The sequence below is a fragment of the Acinetobacter sp. XH1741 genome, from assembly GCF_041021895.1.
Classification (GTDB): Bacteria; Pseudomonadota; Gammaproteobacteria; order Pseudomonadales; family Moraxellaceae; genus Acinetobacter.
In genome coordinates this window covers 2,694,940-2,712,448 of the sequence record NZ_CP157428.1, presented here as the reverse complement: position 1 = coordinate 2,712,448, position 17,509 = coordinate 2,694,940, and the positions used below count along the sequence as shown (strand labels likewise).

Annotated in this window: 18 protein-coding genes; 7 read left to right on the top strand and 11 right to left on the bottom strand. The window is 36.3% G+C overall.

Annotated elements, in window-relative coordinates:
• Window position 1: 1 nt before the first annotated feature.
• The 5 genes from ABLB96_RS12910 to ABLB96_RS12890 all read right to left on the bottom strand — a co-directional run bounded on the left by ABLB96_RS12910 (window position 2) and on the right by ABLB96_RS12890 (window position 6,757).
• Window positions 2-1,092, bottom strand: a protein-coding gene (locus ABLB96_RS12910) for an IS4-like element ISAba1 family transposase (RefSeq protein WP_085947913.1) whose coding sequence is annotated in 2 segments (ribosomal slippage) — window positions 2-552 and window positions 552-1,092 — 1,092 coding nt in all. Because the reading frame shifts where the segments join, the coding sequence is not laid out codon by codon here.
• A 712-nt stretch (window positions 1,093-1,804) separates the two neighbouring features.
• Window positions 1,805-2,824 (bottom strand): fimbrial protein, encoded by a 1,020-nt coding sequence (locus ABLB96_RS12905; RefSeq protein WP_348898542.1) that lies wholly within the window; start codon window positions 2,822-2,824, stop codon window positions 1,805-1,807.
• Entirely contained in the window at window positions 2,821-5,358 is a 2,538-nt protein-coding gene (locus ABLB96_RS12900) for a fimbria/pilus outer membrane usher protein (RefSeq protein ID WP_348898541.1), read from the bottom strand. Before ABLB96_RS12900 ends, ABLB96_RS12905 begins: the two co-directional genes overlap by 4 nt.
• Window positions 5,359-5,409: 51 nt before the next feature.
• Window positions 5,410-6,150, bottom strand: a complete 741-nt coding sequence (locus tag ABLB96_RS12895) for a fimbria/pilus periplasmic chaperone (protein WP_348898540.1) — start codon at window positions 6,148-6,150, stop codon at window positions 5,410-5,412.
• A gap of 70 nt (window positions 6,151-6,220) precedes the next feature.
• Window positions 6,221-6,757: a fimbrial protein gene (locus tag ABLB96_RS12890; RefSeq protein ID WP_348898539.1), complete on the bottom strand. Its 537-nt coding sequence runs from the start codon at window positions 6,755-6,757 to the stop codon at window positions 6,221-6,223.
• Window positions 6,758-7,203: 446 nt separating this feature from the next.
• On the opposite strand from ABLB96_RS12890, the gene ABLB96_RS12885 reads away from it, so the two are divergent.
• Together ABLB96_RS12885 and ABLB96_RS12880 are read left to right on the top strand one after the other, a co-directional pair.
• The gene (locus ABLB96_RS12885) at window positions 7,204-7,554 is read left to right on the top strand and encodes a hypothetical protein (protein WP_348897214.1); all 351 of its coding nucleotides are present in this window, start codon (window positions 7,204-7,206) and stop codon (window positions 7,552-7,554) included.
• A gap of 66 nt (window positions 7,555-7,620) precedes the next feature.
• Window positions 7,621-7,833 (top strand): hypothetical protein, encoded by a 213-nt coding sequence (locus ABLB96_RS12880; RefSeq protein WP_348897213.1) that lies wholly within the window; start codon window positions 7,621-7,623, stop codon window positions 7,831-7,833.
• 48 nt (window positions 7,834-7,881) lie between these two features.
• On the opposite strand, the gene bioB is transcribed toward ABLB96_RS12880, so the two are convergent.
• Together bioB and queG are read right to left on the bottom strand one after the other, a co-directional pair.
• Window positions 7,882-8,871 carry a biotin synthase BioB gene (gene bioB / locus ABLB96_RS12875; RefSeq protein WP_309455644.1) on the bottom strand — a complete coding sequence of 330 codons (990 nt, stop codon included), beginning with the start codon at window positions 8,869-8,871 and terminating at the stop codon, window positions 7,882-7,884.
• Window positions 8,872-8,958: 87 nt separating this feature from the next.
• Entirely contained in the window at window positions 8,959-10,059 is a 1,101-nt protein-coding gene (gene queG / locus ABLB96_RS12870; protein ID WP_348897216.1) for a tRNA epoxyqueuosine(34) reductase QueG, read from the bottom strand.
• Between the two features lie 26 nt (window positions 10,060-10,085).
• Here queG and ABLB96_RS12865 point away from each other — a divergent pair, with 26 nt between their 5' ends.
• Entirely contained in the window at window positions 10,086-11,546 is a 1,461-nt protein-coding gene (locus ABLB96_RS12865) for an NAD(P)H-hydrate dehydratase (protein WP_348897212.1), read from the top strand.
• 5 nt (window positions 11,547-11,551) lie between these two features.
• Here ABLB96_RS12865 and ruvC read toward each other — a convergent pair whose 3' ends face one another.
• Complete coding sequence (gene ruvC, locus ABLB96_RS12860; protein WP_002121356.1) at window positions 11,552-12,097, bottom strand: crossover junction endodeoxyribonuclease RuvC; 546 nt, start codon at window positions 12,095-12,097, stop codon at window positions 11,552-11,554.
• A gap of 227 nt (window positions 12,098-12,324) precedes the next feature.
• On the opposite strand from ruvC, the gene ABLB96_RS12855 reads away from it, so the two are divergent.
• The gene (locus ABLB96_RS12855) at window positions 12,325-12,918 is read left to right on the top strand and encodes an XRE family transcriptional regulator (protein ID WP_348897211.1); all 594 of its coding nucleotides are present in this window, start codon (window positions 12,325-12,327) and stop codon (window positions 12,916-12,918) included.
• Window positions 12,915-13,460, top strand: a complete 546-nt coding sequence (locus ABLB96_RS12850; protein WP_348897210.1) for an N-acetyltransferase family protein — start codon at window positions 12,915-12,917, stop codon at window positions 13,458-13,460. Before ABLB96_RS12855 ends, ABLB96_RS12850 begins: the two co-directional genes overlap by 4 nt.
• 79 nt (window positions 13,461-13,539) lie before the next feature.
• Here ABLB96_RS12850 and blaOXA read toward each other — a convergent pair whose 3' ends face one another.
• Window positions 13,540-14,364 (bottom strand): class D beta-lactamase, encoded by an 825-nt coding sequence (gene blaOXA / locus ABLB96_RS12845; RefSeq protein ID WP_348897209.1) that lies wholly within the window; start codon window positions 14,362-14,364, stop codon window positions 13,540-13,542.
• 397 nt (window positions 14,365-14,761) lie between these two features.
• Between blaOXA and ABLB96_RS12840 the strand changes: the two genes are divergently transcribed.
• Window positions 14,762-15,322: an FxsA family protein gene (locus ABLB96_RS12840; RefSeq protein ID WP_348897208.1), complete on the top strand. Its 561-nt coding sequence runs from the start codon at window positions 14,762-14,764 to the stop codon at window positions 15,320-15,322.
• Between the two features lie 69 nt (window positions 15,323-15,391).
• Here the strand turns inward: ABLB96_RS12840 and ABLB96_RS12835 are convergent, their stop codons facing one another.
• Window positions 15,392-15,568 (bottom strand): hypothetical protein, encoded by a 177-nt coding sequence (locus ABLB96_RS12835; protein WP_348897206.1) that lies wholly within the window; start codon window positions 15,566-15,568, stop codon window positions 15,392-15,394.
• Between the two features lie 258 nt (window positions 15,569-15,826).
• Here ABLB96_RS12835 and ABLB96_RS12830 point away from each other — a divergent pair, with 258 nt between their 5' ends.
• The gene (locus tag ABLB96_RS12830) at window positions 15,827-16,075 is read left to right on the top strand and encodes a hypothetical protein (RefSeq protein ID WP_004702072.1); all 249 of its coding nucleotides are present in this window, start codon (window positions 15,827-15,829) and stop codon (window positions 16,073-16,075) included.
• Between the two features lie 120 nt (window positions 16,076-16,195).
• Here the strand turns inward: ABLB96_RS12830 and metK are convergent, their stop codons facing one another.
• Complete coding sequence (gene metK, locus ABLB96_RS12825) at window positions 16,196-17,362, bottom strand: methionine adenosyltransferase (RefSeq protein WP_002049844.1); 1,167 nt, start codon at window positions 17,360-17,362, stop codon at window positions 16,196-16,198.
• Between the last annotated feature and the right edge of the window lie 147 nt (window positions 17,363-17,509).

Here is a 17,509-nt window from a genome sequence, read left to right as displayed (position 1 = left end):
TTCACAGAACCCTTATCCTATCAGGATTCTGCCTTCTTAAAATTGCCAAAATTTCCTTAAACTCTTCTTTTTTCCCAAAACCAATTAAACGCTGAATCGCCATTTGAACATAGTCTAAACCATAGCGAAATAAACTCATTGAGAGTCGTCCATGCTTCTTTATTTTTATCGCTTTTTTTTGATCATGTTGCCATTCACCCGTTAAGTAACACCAACAGAAGCTTATAGCTAACACCGCAATCAATTTTTTCACTCGTCTAGGGTCTGTCAAGCGCGTATTTTCAAGATTAAACCCGCGTCCTTTGAGACAACTGAATAAGGTTTCAATTTCCCAGCGTAATGCATAATCCTGAATAGCATTGGCATTAAACTGAGGAGAAACGACGAGTAAAAGCTCTCCATTTTCTAACTGTAGTGCACTTATATATAGTTTCACCCGACCAACCAAAATCCGTCGTTTACGACATTCAATTTGACCAACTTTAAGATGGCGAAATAAATCACTAATTTTATGATTCTTTCCTAAATGATTGGTGACAATGAAGTTTTTTTAACACGAATGCAGAAGTTGATGTCTTGTTCAATTAACCATGTAAACCACTGCTCACCGATAAACTCTCTGTCTGCGAACACATTCACAATACGGTCTTTACCAAAAATGGCTATAAAGCGTTGAATCAAAGCAATGCGCTCTTTCGTATCTGAATTTCCACGTTTATTAAGCAATGTCCAAAGGATAGGTATCGCTATTCCACGATAAACGATTGCGAGCATCAGGATATTAATATTTCGTTTTCCCCATTTCCAATTGGTTCTATCTAAAGTCAGTTGCACTTGGTCGAATGAAAACATATTGAAAATCAACTGAGAAATTTGACGATAATCAAAATACTGACCTGCAAAGAAGCGCTGCATACGTCGATAAAATGATTGTGGTAAGCACTTGATGGGCAAGGCTTTAGATGCAGAAGAAAGATTACATGTTTGCTTTAAAATAATCACAAGCATGATGAGCGCAAAGCACTTTAAATGTGACTTGTTCCATTTTAGAGATTTGTTTAAGATAAGATATAACTCATTGAGATGTGTCATAGTATTCGTCGTTAGAAAACAATTATTATGACATTATTTCAATGAGTTATCTATTTTTGTCGTGTACAGAGTAATAAAATACACAATATTTTCCAAAAAATAAGCATGCTGTTTTGTTGTAAACACTTGAAGTTAGATGGTAATTGAAGAGTATTTCTAGATTTGTTTATGTTTTTTTTCTTATATGTTATGTAAAACTTTATAATTTATAGAATTGCATAATAAGAAGTTTTACTTTTTACTCAATCTTCTTACTTGAGAGATTTTTTAATTATACTGCACGGTTGTCTCTATAAAATTCATATTTTCTTCATTAATAGAATGATAATTCTTTAGAAAGTCTGTAGAATAGGGCTAACAAATTATATTTTAAATTTATTTTTATTTAAAATTAGCTACTTAAGCTGTTTTATCAACCTTTTATTAAAAAAAAGACTTGATATTTAAGCTGAATTTTGAAATTATAGTCATGCAAATTGTGATCTATTTCCCACAATTTGTATTTCAGGTTAAGTGGTTATCACTAATGCTCATTAGCTTTTTTCGCTTATGAGCATTTTTTTAATTTATTTGTTAGTAAAATTTAAAAAATAATTCACATTAAAAGTTAGCTTTTTTAGTCTTAATTAAAAATTAATCATATAAATTTATTCATTCAATATCTCTCATTATATCCTCTTAAGATTCAGTAGGCAGAAAGTACGAAATTGATCTAATCATATTGAATCGTGACCGTTGCATTTGCTTTCACTTCACCAGCGGTTACATTAGTCGCGGTTTGATAGTACCTGGCAGTTAATGGCACATCATATTGAACTGTTTGATTGGAGCCTACTGTACCAATACCTAGTTTATTTCCTTTTTGAATCGTATTATTTGCACCATTCATGTTCCATAGAAGCTCAACACCAACACCGTTAGCCTTGGTTGATTCAGCCGCGCTGTTGTTAATAACCTGACTGTTTGAAGTATCAGAATTATAGTCAAAGCTTAAGCTCAATGTGTTACTTGTAGGAACACCAGAGTTATTCTCACCACCATTACAAAGGATGGAGAGGTTAAAGTTTTTCTCGCCTTGAGTGGAGCCGATCGCTCTAAAACCTGATTTTGTCACAGTAGGAAGCTCAACAACCGTATCTATACCACTTTGAATTTCGCAAGATGAAGACGCAATGAGAATAGGCGAGCCACCTAACACTGTAGTTGTTAAAAAGGGCCGATTTTGTTGTCCTGTTACGTAGTAGGTACTATAACGGCCAGCCACCAATGCGCCAGAACCTGTAGTAGCAGCAGTTTTAATAATTTCTAGGACAATGTAGCCTGGTGAAAGTGTATATGCGGTATGAGGTGTCAATGTAAGTTTGTAAGGGTAATAGCCAGAAGAATTTGATGAGTCAGTTGCCTCACGATAAATTCGAATGCCTATACCCGGAATATTGGTTGCATAAACATTATTGCCTATTGAGCTAATTGGATAATTTAGAGGTAGAGCCGCTGTAATTTGGTCACCGGGACGGTTACACGTTGCAGTAGAATTATTTGGTGAAATGTTAAAAGTATTCTTTTGTAGAACTGTTCCTATTGGGTCGGTTGGGCGAACTACAATCGTACCAATGGTTATTGGAATATCGACTGTGGTAAACCCTTTGCTTAAAGTACAGTTCGCATAGGTTTGATTATAAATAAATAAACTAGTGATCAATAAACCACTTCTTATAACTATTTTTTTCATTTGCAGATTGCCTCTGTCATAATAATTGATTGTTTTTCCTGTGAGATTTTTGATTGAATGTCATATTCGAGTTGACATTCTTCGGTATTACTTTCTCCCCATTTCACATAAAGATGATCATGGGTTAGTGGGGTACGTAAGTAAATTCGACTTCCTTGAGCGACTATTCCAACCACTTCGTTGTTTTGATTAAAAACTTGTGCGGCAAATGGTAGATGGCCACCATTAGGTATTTGGGTACTAATAAAGAGAGCGTAGCCTGTTTTTGTTGAGAAATTGACTTTGGTTATTGAGCCTGCATACGGTGCAATACGGTGACTGGTTTCCGAAAGTTCAACATTGGATGGCATTCCTTGAGGATCAAGGCTAATGTCATTTAAACGATAAGGGGTAACATAGGGGATAACTGCATATCCTTTTTTATTAATGCTAAGTCCTGTTGTATTGCCAACCCGTGCACCAGTAGCTTCAGGTGCATAGACCAATACCATGGTCTGAGCTTGATCCGGGCCAAATAAAATACCTTGAGAATGCGCAACCACACTTCCGTTTAAATTAATCATTTCTTGTTGATATGCATCAGACTGACTAAATGAAGCACCCACCGTTGTATAGTTAGTACGATAAGTCCCATTAATATTTACGCTTGTTTGGCCTTGGTCTTGATATGAAACTGATGAGCCATATTCAAAGCGGTTTCCAATGAAACCACTCATGCCCAAAGTTGGGTTATCTTCGGATATAGAGCTGTTAAAATTAACCGTATTTTTCTTATATTTAAGTGGAAAAGATAAAGACAACAAATATTGTGTTTCGTGTTCTGAACGTTGATTTTCTTGGTCAAGTTCATGAGTAATGGCCGAAACACTGTAAGTTAGATCCTTAAATTGATTACTATATCCAAATTGAAATTGTTGATTACGAGTGGGTTGATTCCAGTAATTAATCCATGAACCTACTAGGTAAAAATTGCCCCATTGATTTGGAAGATTTTGATTTAATGTGATCTGAAATTCACTTTTTTGTTTTCCAACTGAAAAACTATCAATATTTCGCTGTTGTAAGTCTTGAATTAAAATTGAATCTCTTAATTTCAAATAATTTTCAGTTGAGTATCGATAGGTGGCTAAAGTCAAATTGGTATTCGTTGGAGCAAATAAGCGGTTATAGCTTAAACGGTAACTTTGTCCTGTCAGTGTTGGCATTTGATCAAACTCGGCTTTTGATTGAGTCACATCAAATGCAATTGCACCAATTGGGGTAGTAAATGCACTGCCTATTAAAAAAGATTGATAATGTTCAGCTGCTTGAAACCCTGCATAGCTTGTTAAATAGTTATTAATACCTCTTTGATATTTACCTTGTAACAACCATGGTTTTAAACTGATATTGGCATCTCTGAACTGTCCCAAAGTAAAAGAATATCGGCTCATCTTTGGGCGTAGCATCTCTACGACTGAAGAATAGGGAATAGAAAATTTTTGAACTTCACCATTAGTTTCATATATGGAAATTTGTAATTCACCCCCGAAGCCTGTGGGATAAAGATCATTAATTTCAAAACTTCCGGGTGTAACAGTCGTTTGATAAATTAAATTTCCTTGCTGGCGGACTTCAACTTTTGCATTAGTCTTTGCATAACCTCGAATTTGAGGAGCATATCCAAGCAAACTATTAGGCAGCATGCGGTCATCACTTGCTATATTAATTCCGCGATAAGGTAGGGCATCGAAAAAATTACTATTGGTAAAATAATCTCCTAAAGTGACGACACTATTGAGTTTAGGAAATGCCTTTTGGGCGTATGTATTATTTGATGTGTAAGAAGAGATCTTATTCTGGATTTCGTTGTGATCTTGCCATTTCCATTGCCCAGTATGGCGTAATTGCCAGTCATAAAGATTTATACCGACATTCGTACCCATAAAAGCATGATTTGTTTCATGATTGTTATTTACAATACGATAGGCTGAAGCATTGTAAGCAAAAAAAGCTGCGTTGATACCACGGTCCCATAAATGTGGATCGACATATCCTTGAGCATTTTTTTGTAAAGCAACTTGTGGGATCGAAATATCAATTCTTAACCGAGAACTATCAAATAAATAAAAAGCATCTTTGATCCATTCACCTAAATCATTACAAGTAGCTGAGTGAGTTGCTTCTTTATGGAGTACCTCAGGTTTGACCCCGTACTCTAAAAGCATATTTACTGTAAAACAGGTCTTTGCATTTTCATTAGAATTTGTTGTTTTAAAAAGAAACTTACGTTTGCCTAACCACAGTCCATTAATATAGACATCAAGACTATATTCACCAGGTAAAATGGGATTACCATATTTAAATCGACCAATATCAATTTTGTGTGCATTGCCTACTAAAAAATTAGTATCAAAGTCTGCTTTTAAGACATTTACCCCAGTTATATTGTCTGAAGCATATGCAGCTAAGGGCACATTAATGGCTATAGTACATACTACATAATATGTAGTGCGCTTTTTAAAGCATATACGGGGTATGAACCATTTTGACATAGTCTTTAGGCCTATTCATGGATAGGTATTCAAATTTTAAAAATAGATAAATTACAGCCTTATTTTTTGCTCAATTCGCCCGCCGTAATCGTTTATATAAATAAAGCTCATATTGTTTATATTGTTATTTTTAAGTTTTATTTGGTCTTCAGAAAAAGGGGATAGCATTAAACCTTGTTTTAATAAGTCTATTTTTTTGCCGTTTACGTCCTGAAAAATTGAGCTAATTGTAATGTGATATGGCGTTGGGTTTTTAATAAGCAACGTTTCATCATTTTTCTTCCACTGAATTTTTTCACTGGATGTATCAATAGCTTCTTTTAAATTCACTGGTCGATAAAAGAATTTAATCCGTGAACGAATCGCTAATTGAAGGAAGTTATTAGGTAATACTTCATTATTGTCTTGTTTTTTACCTTCGGGTCTTGGAGGAATATCTAAAACATTAAGCCAAAAAACACTTTCTTTATTTTGATTTAACTGAGATGCATTAGGTAATGCTGTAATTCTTAAGGTTTGTCCTTTAGTCGGTTCTACGCGCGAAATAGGAGGAGTAATAATAAAAGGTACAGTTGACTCATCGGGCGTCGATTTAGCATTGCCATCATCTATCCATGCCTGAACAAGAGAGGGTGCAGTACCATTGTTGCTGAGTTGTAAGCTCACTTCTCTAGCGTCTGATGGATATATAACGCGTGTACCATGAAGTACTATTTCGGCATGGGCTGTAGTAGCAATTGCTACATGTAGAAAAGCCATTCCCCAAAAAAACTGACGACCACAAAAAAGCATGAGTCATATTCTCAATAATAAATAATAGATGAGATATAGCTTCTATTTAGTAATAGAAGCTGGTTTTTATTTATTGATAGATAATGGTGTATTTAACCTGTGAGGTTACAGTACCAGCAGTAGATGCACCCGTAGCGTAATATTCAGCATAATAGTTAAGATCAGCATTACCACCAGCAGAAACATTCACCCACTGTGAATTATCTTGTGCACCTGAAGCTCCTTTAGCCAGTACAGGAATTACTGCATTGTTGCTTCCTAATAACTGAATATTGACATTAGCAGCTGCACCAGATGTAGCTTGGTTTAATAAGCGACCAGTATTAAAGTCGACCGTTGCACCTGGTTCAAAATAGGTAGCAACTTTACCTGCTGATGCACAATTCGTTAAATTAATTTGAAAGGGTGTGCGGCCTGCAACATCACCAGTATTTTTTAAAGATTGAGATGATACAGTTGGTAGGTTTACAGTAAGATTTTTATCTCCTGTGTCAATCGTACATGTATTATCTGTTACTAAACCATTAATCGTTATTGTACCGTCCGCTGCTTGTGCTGCTGTAATATTAAAAAGAGAAGTAGCCGCAATAAAAATAAATTTTTTCATGAAATCCCCGAAACGTACTCTTAAAATAGATAGATTACTTTACAGTACTTTTATTCTGATTAAGTAATGCGGTGGAAATATAGCAGCTTTCAATTAAAAAACAAGAATTACATTATATTTTTACATATTTTGTTTGGTTATTTTTTAGTATTTAATTTGAGTTAATTTTTATTTTATACCAGATGGTAAAATATTATAAATTTATTTTATTTAAAATAATTTCATATTGAGTTTAATTTAAGTAATTGAATTTAATTAAGTTAAGTTTTTCTTTAAAAAATTAATATAAATTATATATTTTTATTATATTTAAGTATTTGTTTTTTATGGACAAACTTCATTTGTTAATATTATATAAATATATTTATTTTTTTAAGAATTTTTTAAGGTTTAATTCCTAGTGTTTTAGTTGTAATTCAATAAAACATCGTCTGGAGTTTGTTTCCATGAACAACATGAAATATAGTTATAAACCAAATTACTTTTTCTTTGCCCATAAATTAGTCTTATTTTTAAGAGACTATTTACTTCATCATCCTACAGAACAAAACGCGACGTTTAATTTACAAACAATTTACGATGTTTTTAGTCATGACTTAGCGTCTAGTACAACCAATTTAGAGGGCATTCTAAATATTGCTGATGAGTATGTATTAGAAACTGAGGAAGGGTTATTGCCTTTGATTAGTCGACATTCGATTAATTTAAAGAATCATGTACTTTCTTTAGAGTTCTCACCTAAAGCGCTTACGAGCTTGTTGTCTGGACATTCACTCGTAAATCCTAAAGCGGCGTAAGGAAATTTCTTTTAAGCTCTGAATATCTCCTATAAAATTTACCAAGTTTTTTTATTAGAGTTATTCATGAGCAAAGACTATAAAGCTTTGACTTATATCGCGGATGAAAATATTTCAGATACCATTCTATGGCTTTTAAACCATCAAGATGTTTTTGAAACTTTTCACTTTGATGTGTTAAGCCAAGAATTATCAGTTACACATGCTGCAGGAAGGGATATCATTCGAGTTGGAACTTTTCTGAATGCGAGTTACGGAATATTAGTAACCTCTATATAAATGAAAAAAGCCCTGAATAATCAGGGCTTTTTAATGTGTTTAGCTGCCTTAAGCACTCATTGCATCTACTGACAAATCAGAAACTGTAGGTTTTGGTTTTTCAGCAGTTAAACCTAGTTTGTTAAATAAGGCTTGGTCTTTACCTTCGCCTGCATTTGGAGTGGTAAGCAATTTATCACCAGAGAACAGAGAGTTTGCACCAGCCATAAATGCTAGAGCTTGATCTGAATCACTTAAAGATTCACGACCAGCTGATAAACGAATATAGCTATGTGGCATAACAATACGTGCTACAGCAATTGTACGAATCCACTCGATAACGTCTAGTTTTTCAACATCAGCTAATGGAGTGCCTTCAATTGGAACAAGCATGTTAATTGGCACAGATTCTGGATGAATAGGTAAGGTAGCTAATTCATGTAACAAACCAATACGGTCTTCACGGCTTTCACCTAAACCTACAATACCGCCACTACATACTTTCATGCCAGCTTGACGAACATAATCAAGTGTATTTAAACGATCATCAAAAGTACGGGTACTAATAATATGAGAATAGTATTCACGAGACGTATCAAGGTTATGGTTGTAGTAATCTAAACCAGCGTCTTTTAAACGTTCTGCTTGAGATTGGTTAAGCATACCTAAAGTCATGCAGGTTTCCATACCTAATGCTTTAACTTCGCGCACCATTTCTAGTACATAAGGCATATCGCGCTCATGTGGGTTGCGCCAAGCAGCACCCATACAAAAACGAGATGAACCCGAATCTTTTGCAGCTTTTGCTTCGCTAATCACTTTTTCAACAGCAATACGTTTTTCTGCTTCTAGTTTTGATTCGTAATGTGCCGATTGTGAGCAGTATTTGCAATCTTCAGGACATTTACCCGTTTTAATCGATAAAAGGGTACTGACCTGAATTGTATTGGCAGTGAAGTGCTCACGATGTACTTGCTGAGCCTTGAAAACTAAATCCAAAAAAGGTTGTTCATATAAAGCTTGGATTTCTTCACGATTCCAATCATTACGTAGAGTCATTGTCATATCCATGATGATGGCATTAATTCACTGTACATAATCATACAGAATTCGTATTAAAGCTATAGGGCAAAAAACATCATTTTTTTAATTTGATAGCTCAAGTTGATGAAGTTGTTGTTCAATTGCCCAATCAATATGCACATTGACGATTTCGTCATGTAAATTTTTACCGTTGTGTAGCTGATCTACAATTTCTTTTGAATAAGGGGCATTTCCTAAGCCAATGGCAATATTACGTTTAAACGATTGATAGCCTGTTCGGCGAATCGGACTACCTTCGGTATTTGCTAAAAAAGTAGCTTCATCCCACTGCCAGATATCAAGCAGATTAATATTATCTAAGCCATGTCTAGGATTGAAATCGGTAATAGATGCAGTTTTGGCAAAACTGTTCCATGGGCAAATTAATTGGCAATCATCACAACCAAAGATGCGATTACCAATACCTGAGCGTAATTCTTCTGCAATGATTCCTTTATATTCAATGGTTAAATATGCAATACAGCGTCTTGCATCAAGCATATAAGGCTCAACAATTGCTTGTGTCGGGCAAATATCAATACATGCGCTACACGAACCACAATGTGCTGTTGCAGGCTCATCAAAAGGTAAATCTAGAGATGTAAATAGCTCCCCTAATACAAAAAAAGAACCGGATTTTTTATGGATGAGCAATGTGTGTTTACCCGTCCATCCCATACCAGCACTTTCTGCTAGTGATTTCTCGAAAATAGGGGCCGAGTCAGCAAAGGGACGAGACTCAAAATCTCCCACTTTTTCACGAATCCGCGTTGCTAAAGTTTTCAATCTGCCGCGCATGACTTTATGGTAATCACGACCACGTGCATATCGGGCAATAATGGCAGAGTTGGGTTCGAAAGGTACATATCGAGGTTTTGGAGATTCCACAAGATAATTCATGCGGACGCAAATAATACTTTTTGTGCCAGGAACTAATAAGGTCGGATCAGCTCGCTTTTCTAGATTTTCTTCTAAATAAGTCATATCTGCATGATAACCACGTTCAAGGTATTCTAAAAAACGTGGCATTTGCTCTTGAGCATCTGGTTTTGCAATGACACAATCAGCAAAACCCAAGTCTAATGCTTGAGTCTTGATCCATGCTTTTAGTTCATAAGGATCAATTTGTTGCACTGCAATGCGTGATGTGTTGGAAGATGTCATAAACCAAAATGCAAGAGGATAATAATATGCAGGGAGTAGTTTATCATAGCCAAGATATTCAGGCATGGGAGCAGCGTTGGTTTGCTGCGCAAAACTCATCATTAGGCTTAATGCAGCAAGCAGCTTGGTCAATCACTCGACAACTCATCATACTTTTTGAAAATCATTCAATTAAACAAATTGCTGTATGGTGTGGACAGGGTAATAACGCAGGCGATGGTTACTTTATAGCAAGTTATCTGAAGCAAGCCGGATTTCATGTAGAAATATTTGCGGCTGAATTGGGCGATTCAATCGATTTACGCCATGCTGTCCATTTTGCAAAAGAAAATCATGTACAAGTACATCAGAGCTTTGAAGTGAATAAAACCTTTGATTGCCATATTGATGCGTTATTTGGAATAGGTTTAAATCGGGAGCTAAATACTTATTGGCAACAGACGATTCACCAATTTAATGTACAAACTGGTTTGAAAATTTCGATTGATATACCGAGTGGATTACATGCAAATACAGGATCTACCTTGCCTTGCGCAATACGGGCTGATCATACATTTACTATTTTAGGGCTTAAAGCAGGGTTATTTACTGGTCAAGGTAAAGAATACGCTGGGCAACTTCATTTAATGGAATTAATTCCAATAGACCAAGAATTGAAAGCTCTAGCTTATTTGTCATCTGCACCTATTAAACTTCCTAAACGTATGGCATTTGGGCACAAGGGAAGCTATGGGCATGTTTTGGTCGTTGGTGGTCATGAGCAAATGGGTGGTGCTGTCATTATGGCTGCTGAAGCTGCTTTTCATGCAGGAGCAGGTAAAGTGACGGTAATTTGTCATCGTAACCATCATCAGGCGATTTTGTCACGAGCTCCTAATATTATGCTCCGTGATATTAATAAGTTCGATGAAAATGACATCAAAGATATTTTGTCTCAAGTTGATGCAGTATGCTTTGGAATGGGACTAGGACGAGATGATTGGGCCGAAAAAATCTATCAACAATGGATTAATTCGTTAAATCAAAGTAAGCAACTAGAGACTGTGTTAGACGCAGATGCATTGTGGTTTCTAGCTCAACAACCTGAAAAATTGAGCTCACACATTTATGCAACACCTCACCCTGGTGAAGCTGCTACATTACTTGGTTGCTCTACAGTGCAAATTGAAAATGACCGAATTGCTACAATTTATGCTTTACAACACAAATATGCTGGCCAATGGGTGCTTAAAGGGGCAGGTAGCTTAATTTTAGACGATAATCTGTATATCTGTACCGAAGGAAACGCGGGCATGGGAACTGGTGGAATGGGAGATGTTTTAGCAGGCATGATTGCAAGCTTAAAAGCCCAGTTCCACAAAGGAATTACATTACATGAAATTGTTACCCTGCATGCTCAGGCAGGTGACCGACTTGCACAACAAGGTATGCGTGGTTTACAGGCTTTTGAGATGAATCAGGCAATTACTCAAGTCGTAAATCAATAAGGCTTTTAACGTCTACGGCTACTAGAGCGACTGCGTCCACGTGCCATACCACCTAAAGCATTAAGAACAGATAGTTTGCTCATACTTCCCGAGGCATGCGCATGACAAATGGCAGCAGCAAGGGCATCGGCTGCATCGGATTGAGGTTTAATGGTCAGATTAAGTAATCGCATGACCATCATTTGTACTTGCTCTTTATCCGCAGCACCATAACCAACTACTGACTGTTTAATTTGACGGGCGGTATATTCAGCAACTTGTAAATCTAAATTAACTAATGCGGCTATGGCAGCACCACGGGCTTGACCCAGTTTTAAGGCAGAGTCTGGGTTTTGAGCCATAAAAACTTGCTCAACTGCAGCTTCAGTAGGCCCATGAAATTTCACAATGCGCTCAACACCAGCAAAAATACGTTTTAAGCGTTCTGGCATTTCTTGAGTTTCAGTTCGGATTGTACCGGCATCGACAAAACGCAGCTTACTACCATCTTTTTCAATGATTCCATAACCTGTTAAGCGTGAACCTGGGTCAATTCCAATAATCAATGCCATGTGAAGACTTATATAAATAATTTAGGGAGTATTGTTACATAGCCAAAACGGTTCTGCATGAGTAATTTAAAGAATGCAGTCATGAATGGTTATTTTTCGGTTTTAACCCTACAGTTTTATTCTTTCTTGACGTTTTTGAAACGCTCAAGATTATTATCTGAAATCATTTGATGTATATCTATTTTAGTGGAATAATTATCCATAATTATGGAATTAAGGCTGATTATATGGATGATATCAACATCAGGATTGCGCATCGAATACGAGAGTTACGTTTGGCTCGTGGATATACGCTAGATGGACTTGCAGCCAGATGCCAAGTAAGCCGCTCAGCTATTTCTTTAATTGAAAGAGGGGAAACTAGTCCAACCGCAGTTGTACTTGAAAAGTTAGCAATTGGGCTTGAAGTGCCTTTAACTCAAATTTTTACAAATGAAACAAGTAGCCCCTCACCTCAACCGCTTATTCACCGTGACCAACAAGCCCAATGGCAAGATCCAGAAACTGGCTATATTCGCCGTACCGTTTCACCACCTAATTTAAAATTGCCATTTCAGATTGTTGAAATTGAGTTTCCGCCGCATTCTCGAATTACTTATGAAATTAGTGAAAGTACCAAAGTTGTACAACAGCAACTTTGGGTCGTTGAAGGAAAAATTGATATTCAATTAGGTAAAAATTCTTATGCATTATGCCAAGGGGATTGCTTGGCAATGCAATTAGATCAACCTGTTATATATAGCAATAATTCATCTCAAATCGCTCGTTATATTTTAGTCGTTTCTAATCAACTCTTGTCTGCTGTTAAGGAATCTTTATGACCTATTCCCTCGATTCTAAATTTCGTCTAATTGATTGTAATGAAGCAGAACATGCGGCAGCTATATTAGAGATTTTGAATGAAGCTATTATTAACTCTACAGCATTGTATGACTATGTACCGCGTCCACTTGAGTCAATGAAAACTTGGTTTTCTGTAAAAAGAGAAAAGGGCTTTCCTGTGATTGGTATTTTGGATGAGTCAGGTAAATTATTGGGCTTTGCAAGTTGGGGAACATTTAGAGCTTTTCCTGCTTATAAATATACAGTTGAGCACAGTATTTATATTCATCATGAACATCGTGGTTGTGGTTTAAGTAAAGTTTTAATGCAAGCATTAATTCAACGGGCTCAAGAAGCTGAGCTTCATGTATTGATTGGTTGTATAGATGCGACTAATCAAGCCAGTATTGGTCTTCATGAAAAAATGGGATTCACTCATGTTGGGACTTTTAAACAGGTAGGTTTTAAGTTTGGACAATGGTTAGATGCTGCTTTTTATCAGTTAAACCTAAATACGCCGTTTGAACCAGTTGATGGATAAATTAAATTTTAATATCTGAAGCATAAAATTGGCCCAGCTCAAAAGTGTAAACAAAAGAACTGGGCCTTAAAGCTTAAATTTATAAAATACCTAATTGTTCTAAGCTTTTATAAGCAACTTCTTTTCGAACCGAGCCCGGCATTCCTTTTTTCATTTCTAAGTTAAGTGAGAACGCTACAATATTTCCTTGAGGTTGAACGACCCATCCGGTTAGCCATCCTACTTGAGGATTTACATCAAAACCCCAGCCACTTTTTGCATAAATTTTATTTCCGTTCTTTTCTTCTATAAATAGCATTGATTGAACTTGCTCTTGTACATTTTGACTAAATGGAAGGGTTTTATGAGCTAATTTATAGGCAAATTGTGCTTCTTGCTGAGGAGTAATTTTTAAAGGACCGACAAGCCAAAAATTATCGACTTGTGTGCCAATGTTTGCATTGCCATATCCTACACGCTTTACTTCATTAGACATGAGCTTAAGACCAATACGACGAGCTAAATCCTGATAAACCGGAATAGCGGAAGCCTTCATGGCATCGCCGAGCGTCATGTCCTTTTCCCATTCAGGAAAGAGTCGCTTTTTTCCATCCCATTTGAATATTTCTGTGGTAGTTACTTTATGATGTTCGAGGCCGATTAAAGCATTAAGCATCTTAAAAGTTGAAGCAGGTATGTATTCTGTCGAAGCTCGAGTGAGATCGTTTCCGTAGCTTTGCTGTGTTTGATCTTTTTGAATAACTAAAACACCAGCAGTGTGCGCTTCATTAAATATATTTTTAATTTTCTCTGCTTTCTCGTCAGATTTTAAAGCATTATTGTTTGGATGAGCGGTGACGATATAAGGTGAGCAGGCTGAAATAAAAAGAGTGCTTGTTACCAGTAAAAGTGCTTTAGTGTTCATGTGGTTTATAAAATTAGATTTAAAGTTTAGCTAATTAATGTAACTTGAGTAGATCAAATATGAGATATCAAAAATGTAAGTTACATTTTATCAAATAGCCTCATATAGATAAAAAGATTGGCCAATTTATGAAAAAATTGCAATCTTGTGGAAAAAGCCCTTGATAAAGTTGATAGAGCACACATTAATAATAAAGTATGACTGTTTTATTGAGTTAAAATCAGTCTTATTTATAGTATTGCAGAATCTTGGTTTGGCTGTGATTTCTAGGTGATAAGAAAACACTGTCTAAGCTTTGAAACTTATTTGATCCATCTATTCAATTGAAATGTGGGTAAATTAGATCAAATAGTGACAAATGCAATGAATTTTCTTTTTGAGATAGATAAAGTTTTACATGAATTTACTTCTTATTGTGGTTCTGGGCGCGATTCTTGAAATTGCCGTATGGATTGGTGTAGCACATTTCATCAGTGGATGGTATGTGTTTTTCTGGTTCATCATTGCCTTCTTTATTGGTCTAACGCTTATTCGTAAAAGTACGGCTGGTATTATGCCGCAATTACAACAAATGCAGATGACTGGGCAATTAGGTAGTGATCCGACCGTGACTAAAAAACTAGCATATGCTTTTGCGGGTTTTTTATTGATGGTTCCTGGACTGGTATCAGATGTTTTAGCGCTCTTAATTTTAATTCCGGGCGTACAAACTGCGTTCCGTAATATCGCAATGAGAACACTGGCAAAACGCCAGCAAGCAATGATGGAAAAAATGATGGGTGGCATGGGTGGTACAGGTGCTGGTCAAAATCCATTTGCTGATTTAATGCGTCAAATGCAAGACATGCAGGGGCAGCAAGGTGGTGGTCAATACCGTGGTGATTCAAGCATTATTGATGGTGAAGCACGAGAAGTTACTCCGGACCCTAAGAAAATCGAATATAAAAATAAGGATTAATTAATCCTTTATAAAATTCAAAGGCTTAAACCTTTCAGGTTTAGGCCTTTTTTAATTCTACTCTGTTAATTATTTAGGTGATGACTCGGAGAGCTCTACCTCAGTTTGGTTTTCTTGTGGTCTAGTTTGAGGTTGATACTGATTTGAGGGGAGAGTGGTTTGCTTATTTTCAGATTGTTGATATTTCCGGCTTCTATTGGCTCTTTCACGAAAGCCACCCTTATTAATGAGCTGTGTATGTGACATAGATTGGCCTAGAAAGTAGTTTATTCGTTCATTTTAACAAACTTGGCAAAAGATCAAAATAAGAAAAATAGTGCTAAAAAAATAATATTTAATTTATCTCATTGTATTTATTTTAATTTTTTAAAATGAACCGATTGTTCATTCAGATTGAATTATCTTTTCATTTCACATAGGATAAATATAAAGGATGTATAAATTAAAAATTGTAGCAAACCTATTAAAACAACAACGGTTGAAGTGAGGGAAGGAGGGTTACCTATGCTATATCAATATCATTGTGCTTGTTGTGACAAAGTTGTGGCATCAACAGATAAATCGTGTCCATACTGTGGTTCACACCACATCCGAAGTCCATATGGGTTATGGATGTTTTGTGTGATGGCTTGTTTGGCAGTGGTTGTTGTGTTCAAAGTTGTCCATATTTATATCCAGAATCATCAGGATACGCCTACACAGTCGACTTTGTTAGATGTACTAAATGAAGGTGATAAAACCACAAAACAGTAAGATTACTTAATTTACTGTATGTGTTTAAATAACGCATGTCTAAAGCTTTATGTTTGATTTTAATAATATATAAATAATAATAAAAAAGCCCGCAATAAGCGGGCTTTTAATATATTGGGCTTAGAGGCCCGCAGCATCTTTAAGTACTTCAACTTTGTCAGTTTTTTCCCATGTAAATGCGGAGTCTGAACCTTCACGACCAAAGTGACCATAAGCAGCGGTTTGCTTATACATTGGTTGAATCAAGTTAAGCATACGAGTAATACCAAATGGACGTAAATCAAAATGTTCACGCACTAATTGGATAATTAACTCATCAGAAACTTTTGCAGTACCGAACGTATTAATCGAGATAGAAGTTGGCTCTGCAACACCAATTGCATAACTCACTTGAATTTCACATTTGTCAGCAAGACCAGCTGCAACAATATTTTTAGCAACATAACGACCAGCATAAGCAGCTGAACGGTCTACTTTAGACGGATCTTTACCAGAGAAAGCACCACCGCCGTGACGAGCCATACCACCGTAAGTATCAACGATGATTTTACGACCTGTTAAACCACAGTCACCTACAGGACCACCGATAACAAACATACCAGTCGGGTTAATGTGGAATTTAGTTGCTGCATGGAACATTTCAGCAGGAATGATCGGTTTGATAATTTCTTCAATTACAGCTTCTTTAAGCTGAGTTTGAGTAATTTCAGGATCATGTTGAGTAGAAAGTACTACCGCGTCTAAACGAACAGGTTTACCGTTTTCATATGCAAAAGTAACCTGACTTTTCGCATCTGGGCGTAACCATGGTAGTGCACCTGAACGACGAAGTTCAGCTTGACGTTCCATTAAACGATGAGCATAAGAAATAGGCGCAGGCATAAGCACGTCAGTTTCACGACTTGCATATCCAAACATTAAACCTTGGTCACCAGCACCTTGATCTTCAGGTTTTTGGCGATCAACACCTTGAGCAATCTCTGGAGATTGTTTACCAATCATATTGATGACAGCACAAGTTGAACCATCAAAGCCTAGGTCTGAATGGTGATAGCCGATACCGTTAACAGTTTGGCGAACAACAGCTTCTACATCAATATTCGCAGTTGTTGTGATTTCACCAGCAAGTACAACAGCGCCTGTTTTTACCAGTGTTTCACAAGCAACACGTGCGTATGGGTCTTCTTTTAAAATTGCATCCAAAATAGCGTCGCTAATTTGGTCGGCCATTTTATCGGGATGACCTTCGCTTACAGATTCCGAGGTAAAAACAGCGTACTCGCGCATGAAAGTCCTATCTTGGTTATTTCAAAAAGACATAATATGTTACATCGACTTGAGCTTGAGGACTAGTTCATACTGACTAAAAAGCATGAATTTATTTCATTTCTACTATGTTTTAATTGATAAGTGTATCAGTAAAATTGATATAGA

What these genes read in the sequence shown, in the direction of transcription:
- ABLB96_RS12905 (WP_348898542.1), bottom strand. Translation starts at nt 2,824, where the DNA reads ATGAAAAAAATAGTTATAAGAAGTGGTTTATTGATCACTAGTTTATTT.
- ABLB96_RS12900 (WP_348898541.1), bottom strand. Translation starts at nt 5,358, where the DNA reads ATGTCAAAATGGTTCATACCCCGTATATGCTTTAAAAAGCGCACTACA.
- ABLB96_RS12895 (WP_348898540.1), bottom strand. Translation starts at nt 6,150, where the DNA reads ATGCTTTTTTGTGGTCGTCAGTTTTTTTGGGGAATGGCTTTTCTACAT.
- ABLB96_RS12890 (WP_348898539.1), bottom strand. Translation starts at nt 6,757, where the DNA reads ATGAAAAAATTTATTTTTATTGCGGCTACTTCTCTTTTTAATATTACA.
- ABLB96_RS12885 (WP_348897214.1), top strand. Translation starts at nt 7,204, where the DNA reads ATGAACAACATGAAATATAGTTATAAACCAAATTACTTTTTCTTTGCC.
- ABLB96_RS12880 (WP_348897213.1), top strand. Translation starts at nt 7,621, where the DNA reads ATGAGCAAAGACTATAAAGCTTTGACTTATATCGCGGATGAAAATATT.
- bioB (WP_309455644.1), bottom strand. Translation starts at nt 8,871, where the DNA reads ATGACTCTACGTAATGATTGGAATCGTGAAGAAATCCAAGCTTTATAT.
- queG (WP_348897216.1), bottom strand. Translation starts at nt 10,059, where the DNA reads ATGACATCTTCCAACACATCACGCATTGCAGTGCAACAAATTGATCCT.
- ABLB96_RS12865 (WP_348897212.1), top strand. Translation starts at nt 10,086, where the DNA reads ATGCAGGGAGTAGTTTATCATAGCCAAGATATTCAGGCATGGGAGCAG.
- ruvC (WP_002121356.1), bottom strand. Translation starts at nt 12,097, where the DNA reads ATGGCATTGATTATTGGAATTGACCCAGGTTCACGCTTAACAGGTTAT.
- ABLB96_RS12855 (WP_348897211.1), top strand. Translation starts at nt 12,325, where the DNA reads ATGGATGATATCAACATCAGGATTGCGCATCGAATACGAGAGTTACGT.
- ABLB96_RS12850 (WP_348897210.1), top strand. Translation starts at nt 12,915, where the DNA reads ATGACCTATTCCCTCGATTCTAAATTTCGTCTAATTGATTGTAATGAA.
- blaOXA (WP_348897209.1), bottom strand. Translation starts at nt 14,364, where the DNA reads ATGAACACTAAAGCACTTTTACTGGTAACAAGCACTCTTTTTATTTCA.
- ABLB96_RS12840 (WP_348897208.1), top strand. Translation starts at nt 14,762, where the DNA reads ATGAATTTACTTCTTATTGTGGTTCTGGGCGCGATTCTTGAAATTGCC.
- ABLB96_RS12835 (WP_348897206.1), bottom strand. Translation starts at nt 15,568, where the DNA reads ATGTCACATACACAGCTCATTAATAAGGGTGGCTTTCGTGAAAGAGCC.
- ABLB96_RS12830 (WP_004702072.1), top strand. Translation starts at nt 15,827, where the DNA reads ATGCTATATCAATATCATTGTGCTTGTTGTGACAAAGTTGTGGCATCA.
- metK (WP_002049844.1), bottom strand. Translation starts at nt 17,362, where the DNA reads ATGCGCGAGTACGCTGTTTTTACCTCGGAATCTGTAAGCGAAGGTCAT.